This is a genomic window from Limnohabitans sp. TEGF002 (genome assembly GCF_055395845.1).
The window spans coordinates 1,624,156-1,648,975 of the sequence record NZ_AP029224.1 but is presented as its reverse complement, the minus strand read 5'-3'; the positions used below and the strand labels follow the sequence as shown (position 1 = coordinate 1,648,975).

General features: G+C 56.2%; 22 protein-coding genes. 3 read left to right on the top strand and 19 right to left on the bottom strand.

Going from position 1 to position 24,820, the window contains the following annotated elements:
• Positions 1-146: 146 nt before the first annotated feature.
• Positions 147-731 carry a hypothetical protein gene (locus tag ACZ5SR_RS08220; RefSeq protein WP_464451105.1) on the bottom strand — a complete coding sequence of 195 codons (585 nt, stop codon included), beginning with the start codon at positions 729-731 and terminating at the stop codon, positions 147-149.
• A 102-nt stretch (positions 732-833) separates the two neighbouring features.
• On the opposite strand from ACZ5SR_RS08220, the gene ACZ5SR_RS08215 reads away from it, so the two are divergent.
• Together ACZ5SR_RS08215 and ACZ5SR_RS08210 are read left to right on the top strand one after the other, a co-directional pair.
• Entirely contained in the window at positions 834-1,274 is a 441-nt protein-coding gene (locus tag ACZ5SR_RS08215; protein ID WP_464451104.1) for a DUF6641 family protein, read from the top strand.
• A 68-nt stretch (positions 1,275-1,342) separates the two neighbouring features.
• Positions 1,343-1,531, top strand: coding sequence for a hypothetical protein (locus ACZ5SR_RS08210; protein ID WP_464451103.1), 189 nt, complete (start codon positions 1,343-1,345; stop codon positions 1,529-1,531).
• 112 nt (positions 1,532-1,643) lie between these two features.
• Here the strand turns inward: ACZ5SR_RS08210 and ACZ5SR_RS08205 are convergent, their stop codons facing one another.
• From ACZ5SR_RS08205 to ACZ5SR_RS08180, 6 genes are all read right to left on the bottom strand, one after another.
• Entirely contained in the window at positions 1,644-2,927 is a 1,284-nt protein-coding gene (locus tag ACZ5SR_RS08205; RefSeq protein WP_464451102.1) for a tyrosine-type recombinase/integrase, read from the bottom strand.
• Between the two features lie 159 nt (positions 2,928-3,086).
• Positions 3,087-4,727, bottom strand: coding sequence for a glutamine-hydrolyzing GMP synthase (gene guaA / locus ACZ5SR_RS08200; RefSeq protein WP_464448282.1), 1,641 nt, complete (start codon positions 4,725-4,727; stop codon positions 3,087-3,089).
• 70 nt (positions 4,728-4,797) lie between these two features.
• On the bottom strand, positions 4,798-6,267 hold the full coding sequence (guaB, locus tag ACZ5SR_RS08195; RefSeq protein WP_464448281.1) for an IMP dehydrogenase: 1,470 nt from the start codon (positions 6,265-6,267) through the stop codon (positions 4,798-4,800).
• Positions 6,268-6,411: 144 nt separating this feature from the next.
• Positions 6,412-7,320, bottom strand: a complete 909-nt coding sequence (locus ACZ5SR_RS08190) for a class I SAM-dependent methyltransferase (RefSeq protein ID WP_464451101.1) — start codon at positions 7,318-7,320, stop codon at positions 6,412-6,414.
• Between the two features lie 8 nt (positions 7,321-7,328).
• The gene (locus ACZ5SR_RS08185) at positions 7,329-7,697 is read right to left on the bottom strand and encodes an RnfH family protein (protein ID WP_464448279.1); all 369 of its coding nucleotides are present in this window, start codon (positions 7,695-7,697) and stop codon (positions 7,329-7,331) included.
• On the bottom strand, positions 7,690-8,130 hold the full coding sequence (locus ACZ5SR_RS08180; RefSeq protein ID WP_464448278.1) for a type II toxin-antitoxin system RatA family toxin: 441 nt from the start codon (positions 8,128-8,130) through the stop codon (positions 7,690-7,692). The genes ACZ5SR_RS08185 and ACZ5SR_RS08180 overlap by 8 nt, the downstream gene beginning before the upstream one ends.
• Before the next feature lie 94 nt (positions 8,131-8,224).
• Here ACZ5SR_RS08180 and smpB point away from each other — a divergent pair, with 94 nt between their 5' ends.
• A complete protein-coding gene (smpB, locus tag ACZ5SR_RS08175; RefSeq protein WP_464448277.1) occupies positions 8,225-8,710 on the top strand; it encodes an SsrA-binding protein SmpB in 486 nt (161 codons plus the stop codon).
• A 102-nt stretch (positions 8,711-8,812) separates the two neighbouring features.
• On the opposite strand, the gene ACZ5SR_RS08170 is transcribed toward smpB, so the two are convergent.
• The 12 genes from ACZ5SR_RS08170 to ACZ5SR_RS08115 all read right to left on the bottom strand — a co-directional run bounded on the left by ACZ5SR_RS08170 (position 8,813) and on the right by ACZ5SR_RS08115 (position 24,812).
• Positions 8,813-9,895 (bottom strand): enoyl-CoA hydratase/isomerase family protein, encoded by a 1,083-nt coding sequence (locus ACZ5SR_RS08170; RefSeq protein WP_464448276.1) that lies wholly within the window; start codon positions 9,893-9,895, stop codon positions 8,813-8,815.
• Positions 9,888-10,772 (bottom strand): DMT family transporter, encoded by an 885-nt coding sequence (locus tag ACZ5SR_RS08165; protein ID WP_464448275.1) that lies wholly within the window; start codon positions 10,770-10,772, stop codon positions 9,888-9,890. Before ACZ5SR_RS08165 ends, ACZ5SR_RS08170 begins: the two co-directional genes overlap by 8 nt.
• A 13-nt stretch (positions 10,773-10,785) precedes the next feature.
• On the bottom strand, positions 10,786-12,603 hold the full coding sequence (gene typA, locus ACZ5SR_RS08160; protein WP_464448274.1) for a translational GTPase TypA: 1,818 nt from the start codon (positions 12,601-12,603) through the stop codon (positions 10,786-10,788).
• Between the two features lie 13 nt (positions 12,604-12,616).
• Positions 12,617-13,597: a tRNA pseudouridine(55) synthase TruB gene (gene truB / locus ACZ5SR_RS08155; RefSeq protein WP_464448273.1), complete on the bottom strand. Its 981-nt coding sequence runs from the start codon at positions 13,595-13,597 to the stop codon at positions 12,617-12,619.
• Positions 13,598-13,599: 2 nt separating this feature from the next.
• Positions 13,600-13,974, bottom strand: a complete 375-nt coding sequence (gene rbfA / locus ACZ5SR_RS08150; protein ID WP_464448272.1) for a 30S ribosome-binding factor RbfA — start codon at positions 13,972-13,974, stop codon at positions 13,600-13,602.
• A complete protein-coding gene (gene infB / locus ACZ5SR_RS08145) occupies positions 13,975-16,941 on the bottom strand; it encodes a translation initiation factor IF-2 (protein WP_464448271.1) in 2,967 nt (988 codons plus the stop codon). It abuts the gene before it with no gap.
• A 26-nt stretch (positions 16,942-16,967) separates the two neighbouring features.
• Positions 16,968-18,452 carry a transcription termination factor NusA gene (gene nusA, locus ACZ5SR_RS08140; RefSeq protein ID WP_464448270.1) on the bottom strand — a complete coding sequence of 495 codons (1,485 nt, stop codon included), beginning with the start codon at positions 18,450-18,452 and terminating at the stop codon, positions 16,968-16,970.
• Positions 18,453-18,522: 70 nt separating this feature from the next.
• The gene (gene rimP / locus ACZ5SR_RS08135) at positions 18,523-19,086 is read right to left on the bottom strand and encodes a ribosome maturation factor RimP (RefSeq protein ID WP_464448269.1); all 564 of its coding nucleotides are present in this window, start codon (positions 19,084-19,086) and stop codon (positions 18,523-18,525) included.
• A gap of 154 nt (positions 19,087-19,240) precedes the next feature.
• Entirely contained in the window at positions 19,241-20,842 is a 1,602-nt protein-coding gene (locus tag ACZ5SR_RS08130) for an ABC transporter ATP-binding protein (RefSeq protein ID WP_464448268.1), read from the bottom strand.
• On the bottom strand, positions 20,839-21,894 hold the full coding sequence (locus ACZ5SR_RS08125; RefSeq protein ID WP_464448267.1) for an ABC transporter permease: 1,056 nt from the start codon (positions 21,892-21,894) through the stop codon (positions 20,839-20,841). Before ACZ5SR_RS08125 ends, ACZ5SR_RS08130 begins: the two co-directional genes overlap by 4 nt.
• Complete coding sequence (locus ACZ5SR_RS08120) at positions 21,891-22,928, bottom strand: microcin C ABC transporter permease YejB (RefSeq protein ID WP_464448266.1); 1,038 nt, start codon at positions 22,926-22,928, stop codon at positions 21,891-21,893. The genes ACZ5SR_RS08125 and ACZ5SR_RS08120 overlap by 4 nt, the downstream gene beginning before the upstream one ends.
• Positions 22,929-22,931: 3 nt before the next feature.
• Positions 22,932-24,812 (bottom strand): extracellular solute-binding protein, encoded by a 1,881-nt coding sequence (locus ACZ5SR_RS08115; protein WP_464448265.1) that lies wholly within the window; start codon positions 24,810-24,812, stop codon positions 22,932-22,934.
• Positions 24,813-24,820 lie beyond the last annotated feature (8 nt).

The following is a 24,820-nucleotide window of genomic DNA, read 5'->3' as shown; positions in this document are numbered from 1 at the left end:
GTTTAATCTAATACTTTAGTTAAGTTTCGTTGTTTGTGTGTTTGATTGCTAGTTTGATGTTTGTTTTAGACATAGCTACGCCATTAAGCACATTGCTGTGCTTTTCAACCATCAACCGCAAGCGTCACTGGGACAGGAATGCTTAACTACGGCAGGTAAAGATTTTTCATATCTTTACCGTCCAGTTTCTTTGTGATGTATGTGAGCCAACCCTCGTCAATCAAGTCGAGTTTGTATCTGTATTTTTCTACCAAAATATCTGCGTTTGCGTCATAGTTTGGATTTGTAATTTCAAAGTCGCCACTTAGCTCTAATGCTTTTTTAACAGCATTTTTAAACTCAATTAGTGACGTTGTTTCAGGTCTACGAATGGCAAAGTGAGCGTGTAAGTCAATCAATTCTTGCTCACCTTCCGTCACCATCACAATGTCCAAACGCTTGTTGAAGCGTTTGTATGCTTGCTTAAAAATGAGCCTGTTTAAAAGCTCAACAAATCTGTTGCTGGCGCTGACAAGCTCACTGCTGTTTAAGTGACGCAGGATTTGCTGGTTTTTCATCCCGTAGCGAGCTGATTTCTGCTTGTGATGCACCTTTTTGGGCATCAACGTCAAACCTATGTCAAAACGCTTCTCACAGCCCTTGCCAAGCCAATCAGCAAGCACCTGCCTGCGTGACAGCCTGTCATAGCCCTTTTGCTGGCATCTCTCCTGTAGTTCCTGTAATTTGCTCATGCGTTTATTTATGTAAATCAAAGAAAAGGAGATGGTTTTTTGAGGTTGTCCTATAGACATTTTGGTTATATAGTTTAGTTTTTAACAACCAAAGGGTGATATATGACAGTCATTGCAAAGCTTAAGCTGGTGTCCAGCAAAAAGGAACGTATCGTTAGCCCAATCGTTGCTCGCAGGAACAAGCTTGCTGGCAAAATTGATGAGCAATTACTGTTTGCAACTGCTCAGCGCGATGGACAGATTTATGCTCCAAAACGGCTTAAAAACGTCATTGATAAAGCCACTGGCGAGCGTAAAACAGTTGAAGCAACTAAGCGTATTAAGGAATGGTATTGGACGAATAGCGCAGGAAAAATTCATCTGTCAGTTCGCTACGGAAGCAAGACACTGGAACTGGCTAAAGGCAAGAACGCTATTGAATTAAACTCTGGCGATGAGTTGCTTGCAACATTGGTATCGCTGAAAGATGCTGTTATTGCTGGTGAATTAGATGATGCTATCGCTCAAGCAAGCGATAAACTGAAAGCGGGATTCACCAAATAAAGTTATTTTAAGATTCTAAATAGCTCCATTCGAGATTACTGATAAGTAATTTTGAATGGAGCTTTCTTATGACTATAAATGAACTTAAAGGTATTAAACCAGTTGGACCTATGACGCCTCAAAAGGCACGAATTGAAGCACTCAAAAGAACGAAGGATGCGGCAGCTAAAAACTTAAAGGCAGAGAGAGAACGACAAAAACTTGCAAAAGCGAGAGACACCGTTTCTGCTCTCGCTTTTAAGTCAATCAAGCTTTGATGTAGGCACCATACAAGCTGTCGTTTTCTTTTCCGTTTGCGACACGGTTTGTCTGCCTTTTTAAAAGCCGCTGTAGGGCTTTTTTGACGTGTTTATTGGTGCCATTAAGCATTTACTTAGGTATCAGCATCCCGTCTTTGTACTCGTAATCTGCCAAAGCGTTGCTAATCATCTTTGCTTCTGTGGTGTGGTAGTAAGTCTTTTCAATTTGCGTAATGCTCGTTCCGCACATTTCTGCTACTGCCGCAGGTGGCAAGTTACTGTTAACTCGTTTGGTAATGAAGTAATGCCTAAAGCTGTACGGAACTAAGTCTCTATTTTCTGTGTGTTTAATATCTGCCAGCTCAATAATTTTGTCAAAGTGGTAGCCAATTGAGCGTGGCGTTATACAGCTTTCACCATTCAGTCTAAATATTAGAGAGTTTGCAAATTTTGCTTTTTTATCCTCGCCTTCGTATTCATTTGCAAAGCGTTTGTATTGAAGCTTAAACAATCTATCAAAGTAATCCAAATCTTTAATTACAAATCTTCGTGTTTTCAGTACTTTGCTTGTTTCTGCTCTAACCGTTATTTTTACTAAATTAAAGTCGATTCCGTCTTTTCCACCAACGTTATGTTCGAATTCTGTAATATCTTTCCAGCGTAGTTGCAATTGCTCGCCTCTCCGTAATCCACTTAGCAAGCTAATCATCAAATAGTAGCCAGTAATCGCCTTTATTAGATTTCCGTTTTCATCGATTTGTTTCTCTGCTTCATCAATGTACTTGTCAAGCTCGTTGCTAATGTCTCGCACTTCATCGTCTGTAAATGTTGCACGACGATTCTCATCAAGTCCTTTATCGATACGCTTGAACTTCTTAAAGTCGAAGCCATCAATGTTTGTTTCTTTGTGCTTATAAAGCCAAGCAATCATTGCATTTATGGTACTTTGTTCATTCTCAACAGTAGTCTGACTAATCTTTATGTTTTTCTTTGTCTTTGTTCTTTTGTAGCCGTAATCTTCGCAATCCGTGCGCTCTAATTCCTTAAGCTTTACGTCTTTGCCAATAAAGTTAAGCCAATGATTTAGATGTGTGCTGATTGTTTTGTATCTGCCAGCGACAATGTGTGTGCCAATTTCTTTCTTTTTGTATTCCAAAAACATCTCAACACCCATCTTAGTGGTGATTGAAAAGTAGCTTTTGCCTTGCTTCTCCATCACCTTAAGCTCGTAGTAATGGCTCTCAGCTTTGTCGATGGCTGTGCTTTTGCTTCGTGTTTTTAGACTGAAACGGGCATATTTGTGTTCGTTGGGCAGCCACATACGCATCTGCCAAAACTCGCCACGTTTGTACAAAACGGCGTTGTCAAACAGCGGGATTTCGTCGTCGCTAAATTGCTTTTTTTTGAGCGTCATAAAGCTTTGGGTAACTACAGTTTTGAGTAGCCGCAACGCTGTGCGACTCTTTGTGCAACTGTAAACCCAAAAGCGTTTAAAAGCAACAACTTAGCGTGTCGCGTGAAACTTTTGTGTAAGTTGAAAACCTATGTAAATCAACAACTTACGTGCCAAAAGTCACTCCCATTCGATGGTCGCCGGTGGTTTTGAACTCACGTCGTATGTGACTCGGTTGATGCCGCGCACCTCGTTGATGATGCGGCCCGACACTTTCTTGAGCAGCGCATAAGGCAGCTCGGCCCAGTCGGCGGTCATGAAATCGCTGGTTTGTACGGCGCGAAGCGCCACCACATAGTCGTAAGTGCGGCCGTCGCCCATCACGCCCACGCTTTTCACGGGCAGGAACACGGTGAAGGCTTGGCTGGTCAGGTCGTACCAACTCTTGCCCGACTCGTCGGTGAAATTGCGCAGCTCTTCGATGAAGATCGCGTCCGCACGGCGCAGCAGGTCGGCGTATTCTTTTTTGACTTCGCCCAAAATGCGCACGCCCAAGCCGGGACCTGGGAAAGGGTGGCGGTAAACCATCTCGCGGGGCAGGCCCAACGCCACGCCCAGTTCGCGCACTTCGTCTTTGAACAGTTCGCGCAGGGGCTCCAGCAGTTTCAAGCCCAGTTGCTCGGGCAAGCCGCCCACGTTGTGGTGGCTCTTGATGGTGACGGCTTTTTTGCTCTTGGCGCCGCCCGACTCGATCACGTCGGGGTAAATAGTGCCTTGGGCCAAAAAGGTCGCGCCTTTGACGGCTGGTCGGCCGTCATTCCCATCTTTGCCGCCGTCACCGGCTTTCAATTTGGCGGCTTGTTCCTTGAACACATCCACAAACAAGCCACCAATGATCTTGCGCTTGGCTTCAGGCTCGCTCACACCTGCCAGTTTTCCAAGGAACAGGTCGCTGGCGTCCACTCGGATGACTTTCGCGTGCAGCTTGCCGACGAACATCTCCATGACCATGTCGCCTTCGTTCAGACGCAGCAGGCCGTGGTCCACAAACACGCAGGTCAACTTGTCGCCGATGGCGCGGTGGATCAGGGCTGCAGCCACCGACGAATCGACGCCGCCGGACAAGCCAAGGATGACTTCTTCGTCACCCACTTGCTCGCGGATTTTGGCCACAGCTTCTTCGATGTAGTCGCCCATGATCCAGTCAGGGCGGGCCTGGCAAATGTCGAGCACGAAGCGGTTGAGCAGCGCCTGGCCCTGCACGGTGTGTGTGACTTCGGGGTGGAACTGCACCGCGTAAAAGCGGCGGGCCTCGTCGGCCATGCCGGCAATCGCGCAAGCGGGGGTCGAGGCCATGACCTTGAAGCCCTCTGGCATCTGCGTGACCTTGTCGCCGTGGCTCATCCAAACCTTGAGCATGCCGTGGCCTTCGGCCGTGGCGAAGTCTTCAATGCCTTTGAGCAGTTCAGTGTGGCCGTGGGCGCGGACTTCGGCGTAGCCAAATTCGCGTGTGGTGCCAGCCTCCACCTTGCCGCCGAGTTGCTGCGCCATGGTCTGCATACCGTAGCAAATGCCCAAAACCGGCACGCCCAGCTCAAACACCGCATCGGGCGCTTTGTCGTCCACTTCGTATACGCTGGCATGGCTGCCCGACAGGATCACGCCTTTGAGGTTGCCGTCTTTGGCGTATTCACGCACCCAGTCGCTGCTGACGTCGCAAGGGTGCACTTCGCAAAACACATGCGCTTCGCGCACGCGGCGGGCGATGAGCTGGGTGACTTGCGAGCCGAAGTCGAGGATCAGGATTTTGGAGTGCTGCATGGCAGGCGTCGTTCTTTGAGAAATGAAAAGGCGTCTGGGGTGCAGACGCCTTGGTGATCAGGTACAGATTTTACTCAGCCCGGTAGTTGGGGGCTTCTTTGGTGATCTGCACATCGTGCACATGGCTTTCGCGGATGCCCGCAGCGGTGATTTCCACAAACTGCGATTCGTTGTGCATGGCCTCAATCGTGGCGCAACCACAGTAACCCATGCTGGCGCGCAAACCGCCGGCCATTTGGTAAATGATGGACACCACCGAGCCTTTGTAGGGCACGCGGCCTTCGATGCCTTCGGGCACCAGTTTGTCCGCATTGGGGTTACCGGTACTCGACTCCTGGAAGTAGCGGTCGGCACTGCCTTGCTGCATGGCGCCAATCGACCCCATGCCCCGGTAGCTCTTGTAGCTACGGCCCTGGAACAGGACGATTTCGCCGGGCGCTTCTTCGGTACCGGCAAACATGCCGCCCATCATCACGGTGCCCGCGCCTGCGGCAATGGCTTTGGCGATGTCGCCGCTGTAGCGGATGCCGCCGTCAGCGATCAGGGGCACGCCAGTGCCTTTGAGGGCTGTGGCCACGCTGTCTACCGCCATGATTTGCGGCACGCCCACACCCGCCACGATGCGGGTGGTGCAGATCGAGCCCGGGCCAATACCGACCTTGACGCCGTCCGCGCCCGCTTCGACCAAGGCCAAAGCGGCAGCGCCCGTGGCGATGTTGCCGCCAATGACTTCGATGTGCGGGTAGTTTTGTTTGACCCAGCGAACGCGGTCGAGCACACCTTTGCTGTGGCCGTGCGCGGTGTCCACCACGATGGCGTCCACACCAGCGCGGGACAAGGCCTCCACACGTTCTTCCGTGCCCTCACCCACGCCCACAGCAGCGCCCACGCGCAGTTTGCCTGCGCCGTCGCGGGCTGCGTTGGGAAAATTCAGCTGTTTGGTGATGTCCTTAACGGTGATCAGGCCCTTGAGTTCAAAGGCGTCGTTGATGACCAGCAAGCGCTCCAATTTGTGTTTGTTGAGCAGGTGTTTGGCTTGCTCAGGCGTGGTGCCTTCAGGCACGGTGACCAGGCGCTCACGCGGTGTCATGATCTCGCTGACTTTTTGGTCGTAGCGGGTCTCAAAACGCAGATCGCGGCCGGTGACGATGCCCACCACCTGGCGGCCATCACACACCGGAAAGCCGGACACGCCCAGCTCGTCACTCAAGGCCATGACTTGGCGCACGGTGGTGTCGGGGGTGATCACGACCGGGTCGCGCAACACGCCCGATTCGTAACGCTTGACCTTGGCCACTTGGGCGGCTTGTTCTTGCGCGGTGAGGTTTTTGTGCACGATGCCGATGCCGCCTTCTTGCGCGATGGCGATGGCCAAACGCGCTTCGGTCACAGTGTCCATGGCGGCAGACACCAGGGGCAGGTTCAGGCGGATGTTGCGGGTGAATTGCGTCGCAAGGGACGTGTCCTTGGGCAGGACTTGGGAGTAAGCGGGGACGAGGAGAACGTCGTCAAAAGTCAGGGCTTTACCGAGTAGGCGCATAAGCTAAGGCTCCAAAAAATGGATTGTACCCGTGCAAGCCTAGGGATTTCCCTGAAAGTTCACCAGAGAGGTGGTCTGAGATGTGGCAAAAATTCTAGGGCGCAAAGCGAGCGCCCCCCCCCATTTGGGCTGTGGCCCGATCGCTCAGGCGTTTTGGTAATGCAGGACCTTGAGCGATTTTTCAGGATCAATGTCCACAAAAGCCGCCGGATTGGCCAGCCTCTCGACAAATCTCAAACTGGGTGCCGCCTCGGCCACTTGGGTGTGTAAAAACTGCGTGTCCAGCTCTGGTGCATTCAAGCACAGCAACACATGACCTTGCGGCTCCAGCAAATCCGGCAAACGGCGGATCAGCTTGATGTAGTCCTTGGTGGCGATGAAGCTGCCTTTTTGGTAGCTCGGCGGGTCGATCACGATCACGCCGTAGGGCCCCATTTTGTTGATCTTGCCCCAAGTCTTGAAGATGTCGTGGCCCAAAAAACGGGCTTTGGGCGGCAAATCGTTGAGCCGGTGGTTTTGTTGACCGATGGCCAAAGCGCCCTGGCTCATGTCCAGGTTCACCACCTGCGCAGCACCACCTTGCAAGGCCACCACCGAAAACGCGCAGGTGTAGGCAAAAAGGTTCAGCACGTTTTCATGCTTGGCGTGATTTTTAAGCCACTCACGCCCGTGGGCCATGTCCAGAAACAGCCCATGGTTTTGCCCGCGTATCACATGCACGATGTAACGGGCCCCCTGCTCGCTCACCACATGCGGCTCGGGCACGCTACCGGCCATGAGGCGGGTTTCGGCTTCCGCAGTCACCCGGCTTTGGAATACCCAGTTGAGCGGCTGACCAGGGGCCAATGTTTGCCAGCGGGATTCCAGAGCGCTTTGGCACGCGGCCAATTCTTCGTCGGCCACCGGCTTGAAGCTGGTCAGCACCCAAACCGGGGCAAACCAGTCGAGCGACCACTGCTCACAGCCCGGGTACATGCCCCCACGCCCATGAAAAACACGTTGGGCGTCTTCGACCAGAGGCATTTGGGCGATGGCGTTCAAAAGGGCTTGCATGGCGGCTTTCAGTAACCTGCGGCCGAGCCACTCTTGCGGTTGGCGAACAGGCCGGTGCGTCCTTTGCCTTGGCGCTTGAAGCGCTGACGGCGCGCGACTTTAGGGTCGACTTTGAGGGCACGGTACAGCTCGATGCGGTCACCCATTTGAACGCCATGCGTCCAAGTCACCTTGCGACCCCAAATGCCAGGCTGTTGGAATTTGAGGGATGACAAAGACACATCGGAAGCGGTGCCCTGACTTTGCAGCCACAGGCCCAAGCCTTGATCCAGCACCGCTTGAACCGTACTGCCCTCAAGCACTTGCAAGCTTTGCTCTTGCACATGCCGAGGCCCCAGGCTCCAGCACAGCGTGACCTGAATCGTGTGCTCAGCCATAAACTGATTCGGCGCGCTTGACAAAAGCATCGACCAGACTGGCCGCGATCTTGTCGAACACCGGGCCGACGATCGCCGCCAGGGTTTTGCTGGAAAAGCCGTACTGCAGATCCAGCTCCACTTTGCAGGCGCGTTGGCTGCCATCACCCACAGGCGTGAAACGCCACATGCCGCTCAGGTTGGAAAACGGCCCTTTGACCAGGCTCATGCCCACCGAGCGGCCTTCTTCGTGTGTGTTGCGGGTGGTGAAGGTTTGCTGAATGCCCCCCAGGCTGATGCCGACTTCAGCCACCATGCCTTGCGCGTCGGTTTCGAGCACGCGCGCTTGGTCACACCAAGGCAAAAACTCAGGGTATCGGGCCACGTCGGTGACGAGGCGAAACATTTCCTCTGGTGAATACCAGATGAGAACGGACTTGTGGATATTCTTCATACAATGCTGCGATTGTAGTTTTTCATTTCTTCTCTGGGCTTGCAGCCACTTTGCACGCCCTTGTGAACGGCCAGCCCGTCCTCATTTGCTCACCATGGCCACTCCCAAGAAATCCACAGCACCCGTTTTTGCCAAGATCGCCGAAAACAAAAAGGCCGCTTTCGACTATTTTTTTGAAGAGCGCTACGAGGCAGGCATGGTGCTGGAAGGCTGGGAGGTCAAGGCCATCCGTGAAGGCAAGGTGCAACTCACCGACGGCTATGTGGTCATCCGCAACGGTGAGCTGTTCATCATTGGCTGCCTGATCAACCCGCTGAAAACCGCATCCACCCACATCAACCCCGAAGCCGCCCGCACGCGTAAGCTGCTGCTGAACAAAGAAGAGATCAAACGGTTGATCGGCAAGATCGAGCAAAAGGGCTACACCTTGGTGCCCATCAACCTGCATTGGAAAGCGGGCAAGGTCAAGTGCGACATCGCACTGGCCAAGGGCAAGGCCGAGCACGACAAACGCGACACCATCAAGGACCGCGAAGGCAAGCGCGAAGTGGAACGCGCCATGAAGAGCCGCCACCGCTGAATTTCTGTAGGAGCAAGCGCTTTGTCTTTGTGGGAGGCCGTCCCTGCGGCCGTACCTGCTAGCTCAGCGGCAGATCAGGCATTCGCGAGCGGGGGCTCGCTCCTAAGTTAAATCGCGCAACGGGTGGTGATCTGAAGGCCAGGGGCTCACAAAGAAACGAGCGGCCTCCGACAAGTCCACGTCTTCCAATCGCGCAGGCTTCCAATTGGGCGTATGGTCTTTGTCCACCGCCAGGGCTCGAATACCCTCCACGGTTTCGCTGTCTGCCACAGAACGCAAGTGGAAGCAGTGGTGCACCATGTCACGCTCCATGCGCAGGTCATCACCCAGGCTCAGTTGACGGGCACGTCGTATTTGCTCCAACACCACATGCAGCATCAAAGGCGAGCGGTGACGCAAGGCGTGTGCAGTTTTCTGACTCCACTCATCGGTGGAGGACTCCAGCTTGTCCAGCATATCGGCCATGGTGGGCAGGCCAAAGACATCATCGATCTGGGGCTGGGGCGTCAGCTTTTCGGGCGTGATCGCACCTGCTTGGGCCAAGACCCAACGCTCCACCGATTCGGCGTTTTCAAAAGGACTGCTGATCAATGTTTGCCAAATGGGCTCCAACATGCCACTGGGCAGCGCAATGTCGGCCAGCTTGGCCGCCACAGCTTGGGGACCAGAAAGCATGTGGCCGGTGAGGCCCAGGTACTCGCCCAATCGACCGGGACAACGGCTCAGAAAATAGCCACCGCCCACGTCAGGGAACAGGCCAATGTTGGTTTCCGGCATGGCCATTTTGGTGCGTTCGGTCACCACACGCACGCTTGCGCCCTGGCTGATGCCCATGCCGCCGCCCATGACAATGCCATCCATGAAGGCAATATAGGGCTTGCTGTACGTGTGGATCAGGTGGTTCAGGCGGTACTCTTCGGTGAAAAAATCCCCCAACGATGTATCGCCTGCATGTGCAGCTTGATGGAAGAAGCGAATGTCTCCGCCTGCACAAAAAGCGCCGAAAGGCCCCTCTTTGCCCGTACCGCGAATGGCCACAGCCAACACCTGAGGGTTGTCCTGCCATGCGACCAGCGCCTGGGTCAAGGAACGAACCATGTCGAGCGACAAGGCGTTCAAAGCCTTCGGTCGGTTCAGGGTGATGCAGCCGATGCGGCCTTCAATTTGCGCGATGACATCAGACATTGTTTTGTCTCCAGCCTAACCATTCATTGAGAAGCAAGGCACCCAAAACCAAGGCACCCCCAAAAAGCACGCTCAGTTGCGGCGCTTCGTTTGCGCCCCACCAAGCCAAAGCGATGCCAAAAACGATTTCAAGCAATGCCAGCAGCGCCACCTCGGGGGCTTTGAGCACCCTTGCGCACACCACCGACAAGGCACACGGAATGGCCAGCTGAAACAAACCCAGCAACGCCAGCAAACCCACATCATGCGCCGAAGCCTGAAACGGCATGGACAAAGGCAAAGTCAGCAAGGTCGACATGAGCGCGCCCAGCATCACGCTGGGCACCAGGTCGAGGTTTTGCCCCTCGCTTTGGCTTTTTTGGGCCAGCGTCCACTGCACGGAGCCTGCAATGGGCACGCACAAAGCGACCAAAGAACCGATCAAGAAATTGGGATCACCCAAGCTCAGTTGTGAGCCGTACATCCAGGCAATGCCCACACCCGCCAGCACGATGGCCACCCAAGTGCGGGCAGGCAAACGGTGCCCCAAAAACACCCGAGTGATCAATGCGGTGAGCAAAGGGCCCACCGCCATGGTGATCAACACGTTGGCCACCGCGGTCAGCGTGAGCGCCACCATGAAGGCTGTGAACATGACACTCCAGCAAATGCCGGAGTACCAAAAGTAACGGCTGCGCAAAGGCAACCGTGACCAAACACTTCGGCCCTGCCACAAGGGCAGGATGATGAGCAAGGAGACGACAGTGAAGAAGCTGCGCCAGAAGGTGACTTCAAAGCTGCGCGCTTCCTCCAGATGCCGTGTCACCACCCCGGCCATGGACCAGAGGGCGGTGCAGCCCACCATGGTCCAGACGGCCATGCCGTGCGTTAAACGCATGATCGTCAACCGATCACTTGTTGCGCTTGCGATCGCTTTCCTTCAGGAAACGCTTGCGCAGACGCACGCTCTTGGGTGTGATTTCGACCAATTCGTCGTCCTCGATGAACTCGACGCCGTATTCCAGTGTCAGGTCAATCGGAGGTGTGATCTTGATCGCGTCTTCCTTGCCGGACACGCGGAAGTTGGTCAGCTGCTTGGTGCGCGTGGCGTTGACCACCAAGTCGTTGTCACGGCTGTGGATACCCACAATCATGCCTTCGTACACCGGATCGTTCGCCTTGACGAACATGCGACCACGGTCGTCCAGCTTGCCCAAGGCGTAGGTGAAGATTTCACCATCGTCCATGGAGATGAGCACACCATTTTTACGGCCGCCAATGTCACCCTTGTGCAGCTCGTAGCTGTCAAAGATGTTGGAAATCAGGCCGGAACCACGGGTCAAGTTCAGGAATTCGTTGGTGAAACCAATCAGGCCACGGGCTGGAATGCGGTATTCCAAACGGACACGACCACGGCCATCGGGTTCCATGTTGACCAGCTCGCCTTTGCGCTCACCCAAGGCTTGCATCACGCCGCCTTGGTGGGTTTCTTCGATGTCAGCTGTCACCAACTCGATGGGCTCATGGCGCTCGCCATTCACGTCACGGAACACCACGCGTGGCTTGGAAACCGCCATCTCGTAGCCTTCACGGCGCATGTTTTCCAGCAAGATAGTCAGGTGCAATTCACCACGGCCCATGACTTCAAAGATGCCTTCTTCGTCGGTTTCCTTAACGCGCAGCGCCACGTTGTGTTGCAGTTCTTTTTGAAGGCGGTCCCAAATCTGACGGCTGGTCACATACTTGCCTTCACGACCAGCCAAGGGGCTGGTGTTCACGCAGAAGTTCATGGTCAGCGTCGGCTCGTCCACCTTCAGCATGGGCAGCGGTGCCGGGTTGGCCACGTCGGTCACGGTCACGCCAATGTTCAGGTCGGCAATGCCGTTGATCAAAACGATGTCGCCAGGACCGGCTTCGGTGACTTGCACGCGGTCCAAACCTTGGAATTTCAGGACTTGGTTGACACGGCCTTTGATGGCTTTGCCGTCTGGGCCTTCCATCACGACCACATCCATTTGGGGCTTGATGGTGCCTTGGCTGATGCGGCCCACGCCGATACGACCCACGAACGTGGAAAAGTCGAGCGCAGAAATTTGCAATTGCAAAGGTGCAGCAGGGTCACCTTGTTGGGGTGGCACGTGCTTCAACACGGTGTTGAACAGAGCCGACATGTCAGGGCCCCACTGCTCACCAGGCGCGCCCTCTTCCAACGATGTCCAGCCGTTGATACCGGAGGCATAAACCACGGGGAAGTCCAACTGCTCGTCGTTCGCACCGAGTTTGTCGAACAGGTCAAAAGCGGCGTTCACCACTTTGTCAGGGTTCGCACCGGGCTTGTCGACCTTGTTCACCACGACGATGGGCTTGAGGCCCAAGGCCAAAGCTTTCTTGGTCACGAAACGGGTTTGAGGCATGGGGCCTTCTTGCGCATCGATCAACAACACCACACCATCGACCATGGACAAAGCGCGTTCCACTTCACCACCGAAGTCCGCGTGGCCGGGGGTGTCCACGATGTTGATGTGGGTGCCTTCCCAGCTCACAGCGCAGTTTTTGGCCAAAATGGTGATGCCGCGCTCACGTTCGATGGCGTTGTTGTCCATCACGGTGTCCACGATTTTCTCGTGGTCAGCGAAGGTGCCCGACTGGCGCAGCAGCTGGTCCACCATGGTGGTTTTGCCGTGGTCAACGTGCGCGATGATGGCGATGTTGCGAATTTGCTTGCTCATGCTTTCTCTTCCTTTAAACCTGCTCGGCCAGCAATGGCTCGGGTGCAGGTGATTTTTCCAAAATCTGTTGAATTTCGATCGGGCTCAACAATCGACCCGGAATCAATTCGCCGCCATGCACATGTGCTGTTCCCAGCAAGGCACGAGGATGTTCTCCATACACCACGACTTGATCACAATCAACCCAAGGGCCGCGTCTGCGCACCCCACTTAAAAAACGCCCAGCGTTGTCGCTGTCCAGGCTCACCTCGGTGTAGCCCGGCAACAAAACATCGACGGACAGCAAAGCGCCCAGACGCTTGGCTTCATCCATCGCTTCCAAATCCTGCAGCGTCACACACTGTGACGCATCAAAAGGACCCGTCTCCACCCGGCGCAAAGCGCTCAAATGGCCACCACATCCCAAGGCCTCGGCAATGTCTTCGCCCAGTGTTCGGATGTAAGTCCCTTTGCTGCAGCGCACACGCAAACGCAAAAATGGCACATCGCCTTGCAGTTGCATGTCCAACAGATCCAGATCATGAATCACCACGTTGCGCGCTTCGCGCTCAACGGTTTCGCCCTCGCGGGCATATTCGTACAAGGCCTTGCCGTCCTTTTTCAATGCACTGTGCATGGGCGGTACCTGACTGATCGCTCCCATGAACCGGTCCAGCACCTCGACCACCATACCTGCGGAACATGACACTTCTCGGACAGAGATCACCTCGCCTTCGGCGTCAGCCGTGCTGGTTTTTATGCCGAGCCGAACCGTGGTCTCGTAAGTCTTGTCGGCATCCAGATGCTGCTGACTGAATTTGGTGGCCGCACCAAAACACAAGGGCAACACACCAGTGGCCAAAGGATCGAGCGTGCCGGTGTGACCCGCTTTTTCGGCCCGCAGCAACCATTTGGCTTTTTGCAAAGCCTGGTTGCTGGAAAGACCCAGTGGTTTGTCGAGCAGAAGCACCCCGTGCACAGGGCGCCGCTGCACCCTGGTGCGTGGCGCGTTCATGCTCAGTCCTCCTGGGCGCGAGACGACACGGCCTTGGCGATCAATGCATTCATGTCAGACGCACGCTCGGTGGTGCGGTCAAACAAAAAGTGCAATGTCGGCACGGTGTGGATGTGCAAACGCTTGAACAGACCATTGCGCAGGAAACCTGCGGCGGCATTCAAGCCTTCTGTCGCCTCATCGGGGTTACCCGTCAAAACACTGAAATAGACCTTGGCGTGGGCGTAGTCGGGCGTGACCTCGATCGCATTGATCGTGACCATGCCCACACGCGGATCTTTCAACTCGCGCGCAATCAACTCCGCCAGATCCCGCTGGATCTGGTCGGCCACGCGGAAACCGCGGTTGGGCACAGAGGACTGCTTGCGACGCACCATTTACAGCGTTCTCGCAATTTCCTTGACGTCGAAGAATTCGAGGTAATCGCCTTCTTTGATGTCGTTGTAATTTTTGAGCTTGATACCGCACTCGAAGCCTTCTTTGACTTCGCGCACGTCGTCCTTGAGGCGCTTGAGCGAGTCGAGTTCGCCGGTGTAAATGACCACGTTGTCGCGCAGCAGACGGAATTTGGCGCTGCGGGTGACTTGACCCGAAGTGACCATACAACCCGCAACCGTACCGATCTTGGAAGCCACGAACACGGTCCGGATTTCGGCCATGCCCATGATTTCTTCGCGCTGCTCAGGTGCCAACATGCCAGACATGGCGGCCTTGAGCTCATCCACAGCGTCATAAATGATGTTGTAGTAGTGAAGGTCAACACCATTGCCTTCGGCCAACTTGCGGGCGCCGGCATCGGCTCGCACGTTGAAACCGATGACGATGGCCTTGGAGGCGATCGCGAGGTTGATGTCCGATTCGCTGATGCCGCCCACACCGGAGTAAACCAGCTGAACTTTGACTTCTTCGTTGGACAACTTGAGCAAGGATGCGCCCAAGGCTTCTTGCGAACCCTGCACGTCGGCCTTGATGATGATCGGCAGCATCTTGACTTCGCCGGCCGACATGTCGGTGAACATGTTCTCGAGCTTGGCGGCTTGTTGCTTGGCCAGCTTGGTGTTGCGGAACTTGCCTGCACGGTAGGTGGCGATCTCGCGGGCACGGCGCTCATCGCCCATAACCATGAACTCGTCGCCAGCTTGCGGCACTTCGGTCAGACCCTGAATCTCGACGGGAATCGATGGGCCCGCTGACTTGATGGTCGCGCCGTTTTCGTCCAGCATGGCGCGCACGCGGCCAAAAGTCTGGCCTGCCAGCACCACGTCGCCGGTGTTCAAAGTACCGGACTGCACCAGGATGGTGGCCACAGGACCACGACCTTTGTCCAGACGCGCTTCGATGACCAAGCCCTTGGCTGCGGCTTGCACCGGGGCCTTGAGTTCCAGCACTTCGGCTTGCAAGAGCACTTGCTCCAACAAATCATCAATGCCCATGCCGGTTTTGGCAGACACGGAGACAAAAGGCGCTTCACCACCGAACTCTTCGGGCACAACCTCTTCAGAGATCAACTCGGCACGCACGCGCTCAATGTTCGAATCGGGCTTGTCCATCTTGTTGATGGCCACCACGATGGGCACACCGGCTGCTTTGGCGTGTTTGATGGCTTCCTTGGTCTGCGGCATCACGCCGTCGTCACCGGCCACCACAAGGATGACGATGTCGGTGGCTTGTGCACCACGGGCACGCATGGCCGTGAAGGCCTCGTGACCGGGGGTGTCCAGGAAAGAAATCATGCCGCGAGGCGTTTCGACGTGGTAAGCACCAATGTGCTGTGTGATGCCACCGGCTTCGCCAGAAGCGACTTTGGCTCGGCGAATGTAGTCCAGCAGCGAGGTCTTGCCGTGGTCCACGTGACCCATGACGGTCACCACAGGCGCACGTGGCAACAACTCGGCATGTTGGTCCGACACTTCGTCGTCAGTAAAGGCCTCTGGATCGTCCAGTGCAGCCACCACCGCTTTGTGACCCATTTCTTCCACCACGATCATGGCGGTATCTTGGTCCAAAGGCTGGTTCATGGTGGCCATCTGGCCCAGCTTCATCAGGTGCTTGATGACCTCAGAGGCCTTGATGGCCATCTTGTGGGCCAACTCGGCCACGGTGATGGTCTCGGGCACATGGACTTCCAACACGCGCACTTCGGCTGGTGCCTGCTGGCTTTGACCATCATCACGGTCACGGTCATTACCGCGTCGGCCACGTGGGCCTGTGCGCCAGTTGTTACGGCCAACACCGCCACTGGTGTCACCACGCGTGGGAATCGCCTTTTTCTTGGCAGGATCACCCGCCCAACTGGACGACAGTTTGGCCGACTTGACTTCTTTGTTTGCGCCAGGAGCCGAGGGCGCTGCAGCTTGCGCTGCAGCTGCACGTGTTCCGGGTGCGGGCGTGCCTGCAGGTTTGTGCAAAGTGCCTTTGACAGCTGCTTTGGCTTCCACTTTGGGCTCATCTTTTTTGGCCACCAACACCTTTTTAGGGGCGTTCATCATGGTCCGTATGGCTTCGGCTTCGGCCAGTGCCTTGCGCCGACGTGAATCCAAATCGGCCGCGCGGGCTGTTTCCTCATCGGCTTTGGCCTTCGAATCGGCTGCAGCTTTCAAGGTCGCAGCTTCGCGTGCAGACTGTTCTGTCTGGGCTTTGGCGGCTGCGGCTTCAGCCAGCTCGGCCGCCTTGGCTGCAGCTTGGCTTTCGGCAGAAACAACGGGCGCGGGCTTGGCCTGAGATGCGGCATTGATGCTGGCCGCTTCTGCGCGAGCAAGTTGCTCACGGTCTTCACGGCTCATCTGGGGCTTGGCAGGTGCAAGCTGTCCAGCGGCCAAGGCCGCAGCTTCGGCCAGCGCCTGAACATCAGCACGGGCCTTGGCCTCTTGGGCTGCCAATTCAGTGCGCTCTTGCGCTTCCTGCGCTTCACGCAGGCGGCGTTTCTCGGCGAGCTCCTGCTCTTGACGACTGATCAACTCAGCCTGGTGACGGGCTTCTTCTTCACGACGTGCCAGATCCGCATGGTCGATCATGGGTTCTTCAGGCTGTGCGACAGGTTCATCATCACGCTTGATCAGCGTGCGCTTCTTGCGCACTTCCACCTGGATCGTGCGGGCTCGGCCTGAGGCGTCGGCCTGCTTGATCTCGCTGGTGGACTTCTTCACCAAGGTGATCTTCTTGCGATCACCGGCCACGGTGCCGTGGCTGGCTTGCAAATAACTCAGCAGTTTTTGCTTATCGGTATCGGTCAGCGTGTCGCTGTCCGAAGTTTTGGCAACGCCAGCAGATCGCAATTGATCCAACAAGACATCGGCAGATTTTTTGAGTTCATTGGCGAACTCGGCAACAGTGGTACTGGACATAATTTTGTTCAAGCCTCCATCAGACTTCAGGCCTGGCCAGCGAACCAATGTTCGCGGGCTTTCATGATCAGGGCGGTCGCCTCTTCAGCTGTCTGAGCAGTGATGTCAGTCAGTTCGTCGGTGGCCAGGTCAGCCAAATCGTCGCGGGTATGAATACCTGCTTCAACCAACTTGGAAAGCAGCTCAGGTGTCAAGCCTGGCAGGTCACGCAAATCCTGAGACACGTCTTCGACGCTCTCTTCGCGTGCAATCTCAAGGGTCAACAACGCGTCTTTCGCACGGGTGCGCAACTCGTTGATCGTGTCTTCGTCGAAGCTTTCGATCTCTTGCATTTCCTGGATCGGCACATAAGCGACTTCTTCCAGGCTGGTGAAACCTTCGCCAATCAGGATGTCAGCGATCTCTTGGTCCACGTCCAGCTTTTCCATGAACAACTGGCGGATGCCCGTGGTCTCTTCGGCCTGCTTTTGGGCAGACTCGGCCGCGTCCATGATGTTGATTTTCCAACCCGTCAGGTCAGAAGCCAGACGCACGTTCTGGCCACCGCGACCGATCGCGATCGCCAGGTTTTCTTCGTCCACCACCACATCCATGGCGTGCTTTTCTTCGTCCACCACGATGGACTGCACATTGGCAGGAGCCAGAGCACCGATCACGAACTGGGCGGGGTCTTCGCTCCACAAAACGATGTCCACACGCTCGCCAGCCAATTCATTGGTGACGGCGTTGACGCGGGTGCCGCGCACACCGACACAGGTGCCAATGGGGTCGACGCGCTTGTCGTGTGACAAAACGGCGATCTTGGCGCGAGAACCGGGGTCACGTGCGCAGGTTTTGATCTCCAGCAGGCCTTGCTCGATCTCAGGCACTTCTTGGCGGAAGAGTTCGATCATGAATTCGGGGGCCGAACGCGACAACAAAATGGGCGCGCCGCGCAGCGTCAAGTCCACTTCCATGATCATGGCGCGCACACGGTCGCCACTGCGCAGGTTTTCCTTGGGGATCATTTCGCTGCGGCGCAGGCGACCTTCGATGCGGCCAGCCTCGCAAATGATGTCGCCCTTGTCCATGCGCTTGACGGTACCGACAAAAATCTTCTCACCACGCGACATGAAGTCGTTGAGGAGCATTTCACGCTCGGCGTCACGGATTTTTTGCAGAATGACCTGCTTGGCAGCCATGGCTCCAATGCGGCCAATGGGCAGTGATTCGATGGGCTCTTCGATGTACTCGTCGACTTCAATGTCGGGAATCTGCTCTTTGGCTTCGAACAACAAAATTTCCTGTTCAGGCAATTGCAGACCCGCCTCATCGGGCACCACGTGCCAGCGGCGGAAAGTATCGTAATTGCCATTGTCACGGTCTACCGCTACGCGGATGTCCACCTCACCGGCGTACAGTTTTTTGGTGGCTTGGGCCAAGGCAGCTTCCACGGCACCAAACACCACGTCGCGCTCAACGTTCTTTTCACGTGAGATGGCTTCGACCAACATCAACATTTCGCGATTCATGACTTGACTCTCCTGTTCCACTGGGTCTTCGGTTCAGACCCGATAAAAATGCTCAAAACCCGACACCCGGTCAGGCTTCAACCTTTGGCTTGCGCCCTTTGAAATCCACCACGGGGGCCAAACGGGCCTCACGCAATTCGTCCAATGTGAACCCCAATGCATGCACAGGCAAAGGGGCTCGCTTTTTACTGACTTTTTGACCAGGCTTGACGGCAGGCGCATCGCTCCAGACGATTTGCCAGCCTTGGCCGGTGGCGTCACGCTCAAGCGTGCCGCGAAATTTTTTACGGGTCGGATTGACCATGCCAGCAGCGCTCTCACCCATGGGAGCCTTGAGGGTGAGATCGATCAACTCACCGACGAAACGCTCAAAGTCCTGCTCATTGCGCAATGGGCGGTCAATTCCGGGAGAGGACACCTCCAACCGGTTGTAAGTCACTCCGTCGACTTCCAGCGCAAACTGCAGTTGCCGATTGACTTTTTCACAATCTTCAACGTTGATGAAAAGCTCAGAGCCTGGCTGCCAAGGCCAGTCGATGGTGATGCGCAACAAACCGCCCGCTGTGCGGTCAATCTCAACCAGGTCATAGCCCAGGCCGGTCACGGTTTCTTGAACAATTTGCTGCAATGCCACAGAGCTTCGGAATGTCAACGTTAAAAAAGAAAGACCCAAAAAAAACGGGCGGTGAAAACCCGCCCGTTTGGTCGTGAAGCCAGTATTCTAGCTGAAAAACGCGCTAAGTGCGTGATTTTTAAGGAAAACGAGACCCGAATTGTCGCGGATTGGCTCACGCATCCGGAAAGGCGGCCAGCAAACGGCGGGTGTATTCATGACCGGGATGCTGTAACACCTGCTCGGCAGGACCCGCCTCCACAATTTGCCCTGCTTGCAACACCATCACATGATGGGCCATGGCCCGCAAAACATCCATGTCGTGGGTAATCAATAAATATGCCATGTTCCTGCTTTTTTGGAGCGCTTGAAGTAACTTCAGGATTTGCTTTTGCACGGTGACATCCAGCGCACTGGTCGGTTCATCCAGAACCAGCAACTGCGGCTCCATGACCAATGCCCGGGCCAGCGCGATGCGCTGCCTCTGCCCGCCTGAAAAAGCATGAGGGTAGCGATTGAGCAAGTCCGGATAGTCGCTCGAGGCCAGACCCACTTCGGCCAAGGTCGCCAAAACGCGGCCTTCAATTTCAGTATCGGACACATGCGGCTGGTGTAGCCGCAAGCCTTCCGAGACGATTTCACCCACCGTCATGCGGGGCGACAAGCTGCCGTAAGGGTCCTGAAAAACGACCTGTACCCGCTGGCGCAAGGCCTTGTCCAACTCGGGCGCACCTTGCCATGTGTGTGACCCGAAAGACAGCTCGCCTTCAAAGGGGATCAGGCCCAGCACGGCCTGTGCCAGACTGGATTTGCCAGAACCCGACTCCCCCATCACCCCCAAAGTGGTGCCGGGTGAAATATTGAAGTCTGCACCTTGCAATGCAGTGAAGTGGTGTTTGCGAAACCAGTTGCGAAAGCCGGACAGGGCCATCGGGTAACGCACCTGCAAGCCCACAGCCTGCAACAAGGGGCTCGCGGAGCTTGGGAGCTCGACCAAACCATCCCGGCTAGGCCTGCTGTCCAGCAGCTTTTGGGTATAGGGGTGCTTCGGATGCGAAAAAACCTCATCCAAAAGGCCCTGCTCAACCAGATGGCCTTTTTCCATCACCGCCACCCGGTGAGCAAAGTGCCGCACCAAGGCCAGATCGTGCGTGATCAACAACACCGCCATGCCGGTTTTTTGCTGCAAATCGGCCAGCAGCTGCAGCATTTGCAATCGCAAACTGGCGTCCAGCGCGGTGGTGGGCTCGTCGGCCAACAGCAGCTTGGGCTCGGACGCCAGGGCCATGGCCATCATGGCGCGTTGGCGTTGGCCGCCCGACAACTGGTGCGGGTAAGCCCCAAAACGACGCTCGGGGTCATCGATGCCGGTTTCGGCGAGCAATTGAACGGCCCGCGCATCGGCCTCACGCCGAGGCAAGAGTTTTTTGAGTTGCAACACTTCCGAGATTTGCTGGCCCACCGTCATCAAGGGGTTGAGCGCCGTCATCGGCTCCTGAAAAATCATGGCGATCTCGTCGCCGCGGATGCGCTGCATCTCAGCGGGCGTTTGCTTCAGCAAGTCCTGGCCTTGCCACAGCACCTGACCACCGAGCTGCGCCGATTCCAGCAAACGAAGCACCGACAAGGCCGTGACCGACTTGCCCGAGCCAGACTCCCCCACCAAGGCCACGCGCTCACCCGACTGAATGCTCAGGTTCACGCCATGCACCACGGCCTGATCGCCAAAGGCGATGCGCAAGTCTATGAGTTCCAGCAAAGCTTGAGGCCTGCTCATGCGTCCAACTTTCGTGGATCGAGCGCATCGCGCAAGGCATCGCCCATGAAGGTCAACAGCAGCAAAGTCACCACCAGCACCACAAAGGTGGACAGAGAGATCCACCAGGCGTCGATGTTGTTTTTGCCCTGGGCCAAGAGTTCGCCTAACGAGGGCGTGCCCGGTGGCACGCCCAGTCCCAGAAAGTCCAGAGAGGTCAAGGCCAGAATGGCGCCGCTCATGCGAAACGGCAAGAAGGTCACCACCGGGGTCATGCTGTTGGGCAGTACATGCCGCCACATGATTTGCCAATGTCCCAAGCCCAGCGCCCGCGCCGATTTGACGTAATCGAGTTGGCGGTTGCGCAAAAACTCGGCCCGCACATAGTCGGACAAACCCATCCAGCCAAACAGGCCCAGCAGCAGCAGCAGCAGCCCCACACTGGGCTCGAAAACGGCCGAAAAGATGATCAGCAAATACAGCTCGGGCATGGCACTCCAGACTTCTATGAAGCGCTGAAACACCAAATCGGTCTTGCCCACAAAAAAGCCCTGTACCGCGCCGGTCAACACCCCCAACACAACGCCGAACAACGTCAGAGCCAAAGCAAACAACACAGACACCCTGAAGCCGTACAACAAACGCGCCAAGACATCGCGCCCCCTGTCGTCAGTGCCTAAAAAGTTATGACTCGTGGGGGGCGCAGGGTTGGGCAAGGGGGCGAAATAATCGAGCGTGCTGTGGTGGTATGGGTTGGGCGCTTGCAGGGCCCAGTTGCTGCCCTTGTTCAATTGTTGCTGGATGAAAGGGTCCAGGTAATCCGCAGGCGTCTCGAAATCTCCGCCAAAGACTTTTTCAGGCAAGGTCTGCACCACCGGGAAATACCACTGCCCTTCAAAGCGCACCACCAGGGGTTTGTCGTTGGACAAAAACTCGGCTCCCAAGCTCAGGATGAACAGCGTCACAAAAATGATCAGGCTGCCAAAGCCCAGGCGGTTGCGCCGAAAGCGCTGCCAAGCACGCGCCGAAGGCGAGGTTTGCGCGGGCGAAAAGGATGCGGTGGAGGTGCTCATTTGTCGAACTTCACTCGCGGGTCCACCCACAGGTAACACAGGTCACTGATCAGCTTGGTCACCAGCCCAATCAGGGTGAACAAATACAAGGTGCCCAGCACCACCGGGTAGTCGCGACGGATCACCGCCTCGTAACTCAGCAAGCCGAGACCATCGAGCGAGAACAGGGTTTCTATCAACAAAGACCCGGTGAAAAACGCACCGATGAAGGCTGCAGGAAAACCCGTGACCAGCGGGATCAGCGCATTGCGCATGACATGGCGGTACAGGACACGGTTTTCGCTCAAGCCCTTGGCGCGGGCCGTCAACACGTACTGTTTGCGGATTTCTTCTAAAAACGCGTTCTTGGTCAGCATGGTGATGACGGCAAACGAGCCGAGCACACTGGCCGTGACCGGCAAGGCGATGTGCCACAAATAGTCCACCACTTTGGCGCCCCAACTGAGCTGCTCCCAGTTGGACGAAGTCAGGCCGCGCAACGGGAACCACTGCAGCTGCCCGCCAAAGATCACCAGCAAAGCCACGCCCAGCACAAAGCCCGGAATCGCGTAACCCACCAGCACCAGCAAGCTGGTGAGCGTGTCAAAGCGTGTGCCTGCCCTCACGGCCTTGGCGATGCCCAAGGGCACCGACACCATGTAACTCAGGAAAAACGTCCACAAGCCCAAGCTGATGGACACCGGCAGCTTCTCCTTGATCAAGCCCCAGACGTCTTTGGGGTAGAAAAAGCTCTTGCCCAGATCGAACTGCGCAAATTGCTGGAGCATCATCCAAAAACGCTCGGTGGGCGGCTTGTCAAAGCCGTAAAGGGTTTTGATCTCTTCAATGCGCGCGGCATCCACGCCCTGTCTGCCTCGGTAACCGCTGCCTGCGGCCGCTGCGCCCTCCCCGCCCGTGTCACGGCCTTGCAGCTGGGCCACCATTTGCTCCACCGGGCCGCCGGGCACAAACTGGATCACCACAAAGGTCATCAGCAAGACCCCGAACAAGGTCGGGACCATCAAAAGCAGGCGTTTGACAATATAGGCCAGCATGGGTCAGGGGGCCTTGGGGGCTGATTTGGGAGTGGGTGTGGCAGACGCGTCGGGTGACCACCACACGGTGGTGACCAGTTTTTCTGGCTGGTAAAAACGGGGCAAGTCGGCGGGGCGCGCAAACGCCTTGGCGCGCCAAGAGACCCGGTGCACGGCGCCATACCAATGCGGCACCACGTAATGGCCATGGCGCAGCACCCGGTCGAGTGCACGCAGGCTGGTCACCAGTTCAGGCCTTGAGGTGGCACTCACCACCTTGTCCAGCAGCGCGTCGACGGCAGAGTCTTTCAGGCCAATCACATTGCCTGAACCCTCCACATCGGCCGATCGGCTGCCGTAGCGCTCGAGCAACTCGGTGCCGGGCGCTTCGCTGCCCACGGTGCGGTTGCTGATGATGTCAAAGTCGAACACGTCCATGCGTTTTTGCAGCAGCGCAAAGTCAATGACTTTGTATTGAACTTGGATGCCCAGTTTTTCCAGATTCTTGGCAAAGGGTGTGACCACGCGGCCCATCGAGCCCGAACTGTCCAAAAATTCGATGCTGAAAGCTTGCCCCTTGGCGTTGCGCAAAGCGCCATCTCGGTAGGTCCATCCGGCTTCTTGGAGCAAATCACGCGCTTGGCGCAAATGGTCACGCAGGGTGTGGCCCGAAGTGATGTCCAGCGCAGTTTGCGGCGGTTGCGGCACGTCTTGGTCAAAGACAGCGGCGGGCAGTTTGGCCCGCAAAGGCGAAAGCAAAGCCAACTCGTCGGGGCCGGGACGCCCCTTGGCCTCGAAATCACTGGCCACAAAATAGCCGCGCACACGGCTGTAAGCGTTGTAAAACAGTTGCCGGTTCAGCCATTCAAAGTCCATGGCCAGCGCAATGGCTTGGCGCACCCGCACGTCCTGGAACTTGTCGCGGCGCGTGTTGAACAAAAAGCCCTGAAAGTCACCCGCGTTGCCATGTGTCAATTCGGCCTTGATCAGATCACCCCGGTCGAACGCACGGCCCGTGAAGGCCCTGGCCCACTCACGCGCAATGAAAGACTGCATGTAATCGAACTCGCCAGCCTTGAAGGCTTCAAGCTGGGCGGTGCTGTCTTTGTAGATTTTGTAGGTGATGCGGTCGAAATTGAACTGGCCTTTGCGCACATTCAAGTCGCGGGCCCAATAAGCCGCGTCGCGTTCGTAGGTGATGTCCTTGCCAAACTGCACACGGCCAATGCGGTAAGGGCCAGACGCAATCGGAATGTCCATCACCATCTGGTCCAAAGGCTTGTGGGTATTGCCCTGCAGCCCCCACTTTTGGCTGAACACCGGCAAGCTGCCCACGATCAAGGGCATTTCGCTGTTGGGCCGCACAAAATCAAAGCGAATGCTGCGCTCAGCCAGGACGCTCACACCTTTGACCTCGCCGAAATAAGTACGGTACTGGGGGGCGGCTTGATTGCTGGTCAGGCGCTCAAAAGAATGCCGAACATCCGACGCCAGCACCGGGTCGCCATTGTGAAAACGCGCTTGCGGATGGATCTGGAAAGTGACCGACATGCGGTCGCTGGCCACGGCCACATCGGAAGCCAGCAAGCCATAGGCCGTGGTTGGCTCGTCCATGTTGCCCACCAGCAAGGTGTCAAACAGCATGCCCAGCATGGACGGGGGTGCGCTGCCCTTCAAAGTGAAGGGGTTGTACTTGTCGAAGTTGGACTGCCGGGTGGGCGGCACCAGCATGACCTCGCCACCTTTGGGCGCGGCAGGGTTGACGTACGAAAAATGGGTGAACCCGGCCGGGTAGCGGATGTCCCCGAATTGGGCATAAGCGTGGGCGGCCCAAGCGTTGCCCATGAGCCCAAGCCCGAGGGCCAAGCAGCAGTGTGTCCAGAAACGGGCCAAGGGTCTTCGCATGCGACAAT

Bases quoted from the DNA above. Each gene is read 5' to 3' on its own strand.
- ACZ5SR_RS08220 (WP_464451105.1), bottom strand. From the start codon at position 731: ATGAGCAAATTACAGGAACTACAGGAGAGATGCCAGCAAAAGGGCTAT.
- ACZ5SR_RS08215 (WP_464451104.1), top strand. From the start codon at position 834: ATGACAGTCATTGCAAAGCTTAAGCTGGTGTCCAGCAAAAAGGAACGT.
- ACZ5SR_RS08210 (WP_464451103.1), top strand. From the start codon at position 1,343: ATGACTATAAATGAACTTAAAGGTATTAAACCAGTTGGACCTATGACG.
- ACZ5SR_RS08205 (WP_464451102.1), bottom strand. From the start codon at position 2,927: ATGACGCTCAAAAAAAAGCAATTTAGCGACGACGAAATCCCGCTGTTT.
- guaA (WP_464448282.1), bottom strand. From the start codon at position 4,727: ATGCAGCACTCCAAAATCCTGATCCTCGACTTCGGCTCGCAAGTCACC.
- guaB (WP_464448281.1), bottom strand. From the start codon at position 6,267: ATGCGCCTACTCGGTAAAGCCCTGACTTTTGACGACGTTCTCCTCGTC.
- ACZ5SR_RS08190 (WP_464451101.1), bottom strand. From the start codon at position 7,320: ATGCAAGCCCTTTTGAACGCCATCGCCCAAATGCCTCTGGTCGAAGAC.
- ACZ5SR_RS08185 (WP_464448279.1), bottom strand. From the start codon at position 7,697: ATGGCTGAGCACACGATTCAGGTCACGCTGTGCTGGAGCCTGGGGCCT.
- ACZ5SR_RS08180 (WP_464448278.1), bottom strand. From the start codon at position 8,130: ATGAAGAATATCCACAAGTCCGTTCTCATCTGGTATTCACCAGAGGAA.
- smpB (WP_464448277.1), top strand. From the start codon at position 8,225: ATGGCCACTCCCAAGAAATCCACAGCACCCGTTTTTGCCAAGATCGCC.
- ACZ5SR_RS08170 (WP_464448276.1), bottom strand. From the start codon at position 9,895: ATGTCTGATGTCATCGCGCAAATTGAAGGCCGCATCGGCTGCATCACC.
- ACZ5SR_RS08165 (WP_464448275.1), bottom strand. From the start codon at position 10,772: ATGCGTTTAACGCACGGCATGGCCGTCTGGACCATGGTGGGCTGCACC.
- typA (WP_464448274.1), bottom strand. From the start codon at position 12,603: ATGAGCAAGCAAATTCGCAACATCGCCATCATCGCGCACGTTGACCAC.
- truB (WP_464448273.1), bottom strand. From the start codon at position 13,597: ATGAACGCGCCACGCACCAGGGTGCAGCGGCGCCCTGTGCACGGGGTG.
- rbfA (WP_464448272.1), bottom strand. From the start codon at position 13,974: ATGGTGCGTCGCAAGCAGTCCTCTGTGCCCAACCGCGGTTTCCGCGTG.
- infB (WP_464448271.1), bottom strand. From the start codon at position 16,941: ATGTCCAGTACCACTGTTGCCGAGTTCGCCAATGAACTCAAAAAATCT.
- nusA (WP_464448270.1), bottom strand. From the start codon at position 18,452: ATGAATCGCGAAATGTTGATGTTGGTCGAAGCCATCTCACGTGAAAAG.
- ACZ5SR_RS08130 (WP_464448268.1), bottom strand. From the start codon at position 20,842: ATGAGCAGGCCTCAAGCTTTGCTGGAACTCATAGACTTGCGCATCGCC.
- ACZ5SR_RS08125 (WP_464448267.1), bottom strand. From the start codon at position 21,894: ATGAGCACCTCCACCGCATCCTTTTCGCCCGCGCAAACCTCGCCTTCG.
- ACZ5SR_RS08120 (WP_464448266.1), bottom strand. From the start codon at position 22,928: ATGCTGGCCTATATTGTCAAACGCCTGCTTTTGATGGTCCCGACCTTG.
- ACZ5SR_RS08115 (WP_464448265.1), bottom strand. From the start codon at position 24,812: ATGCGAAGACCCTTGGCCCGTTTCTGGACACACTGCTGCTTGGCCCTC.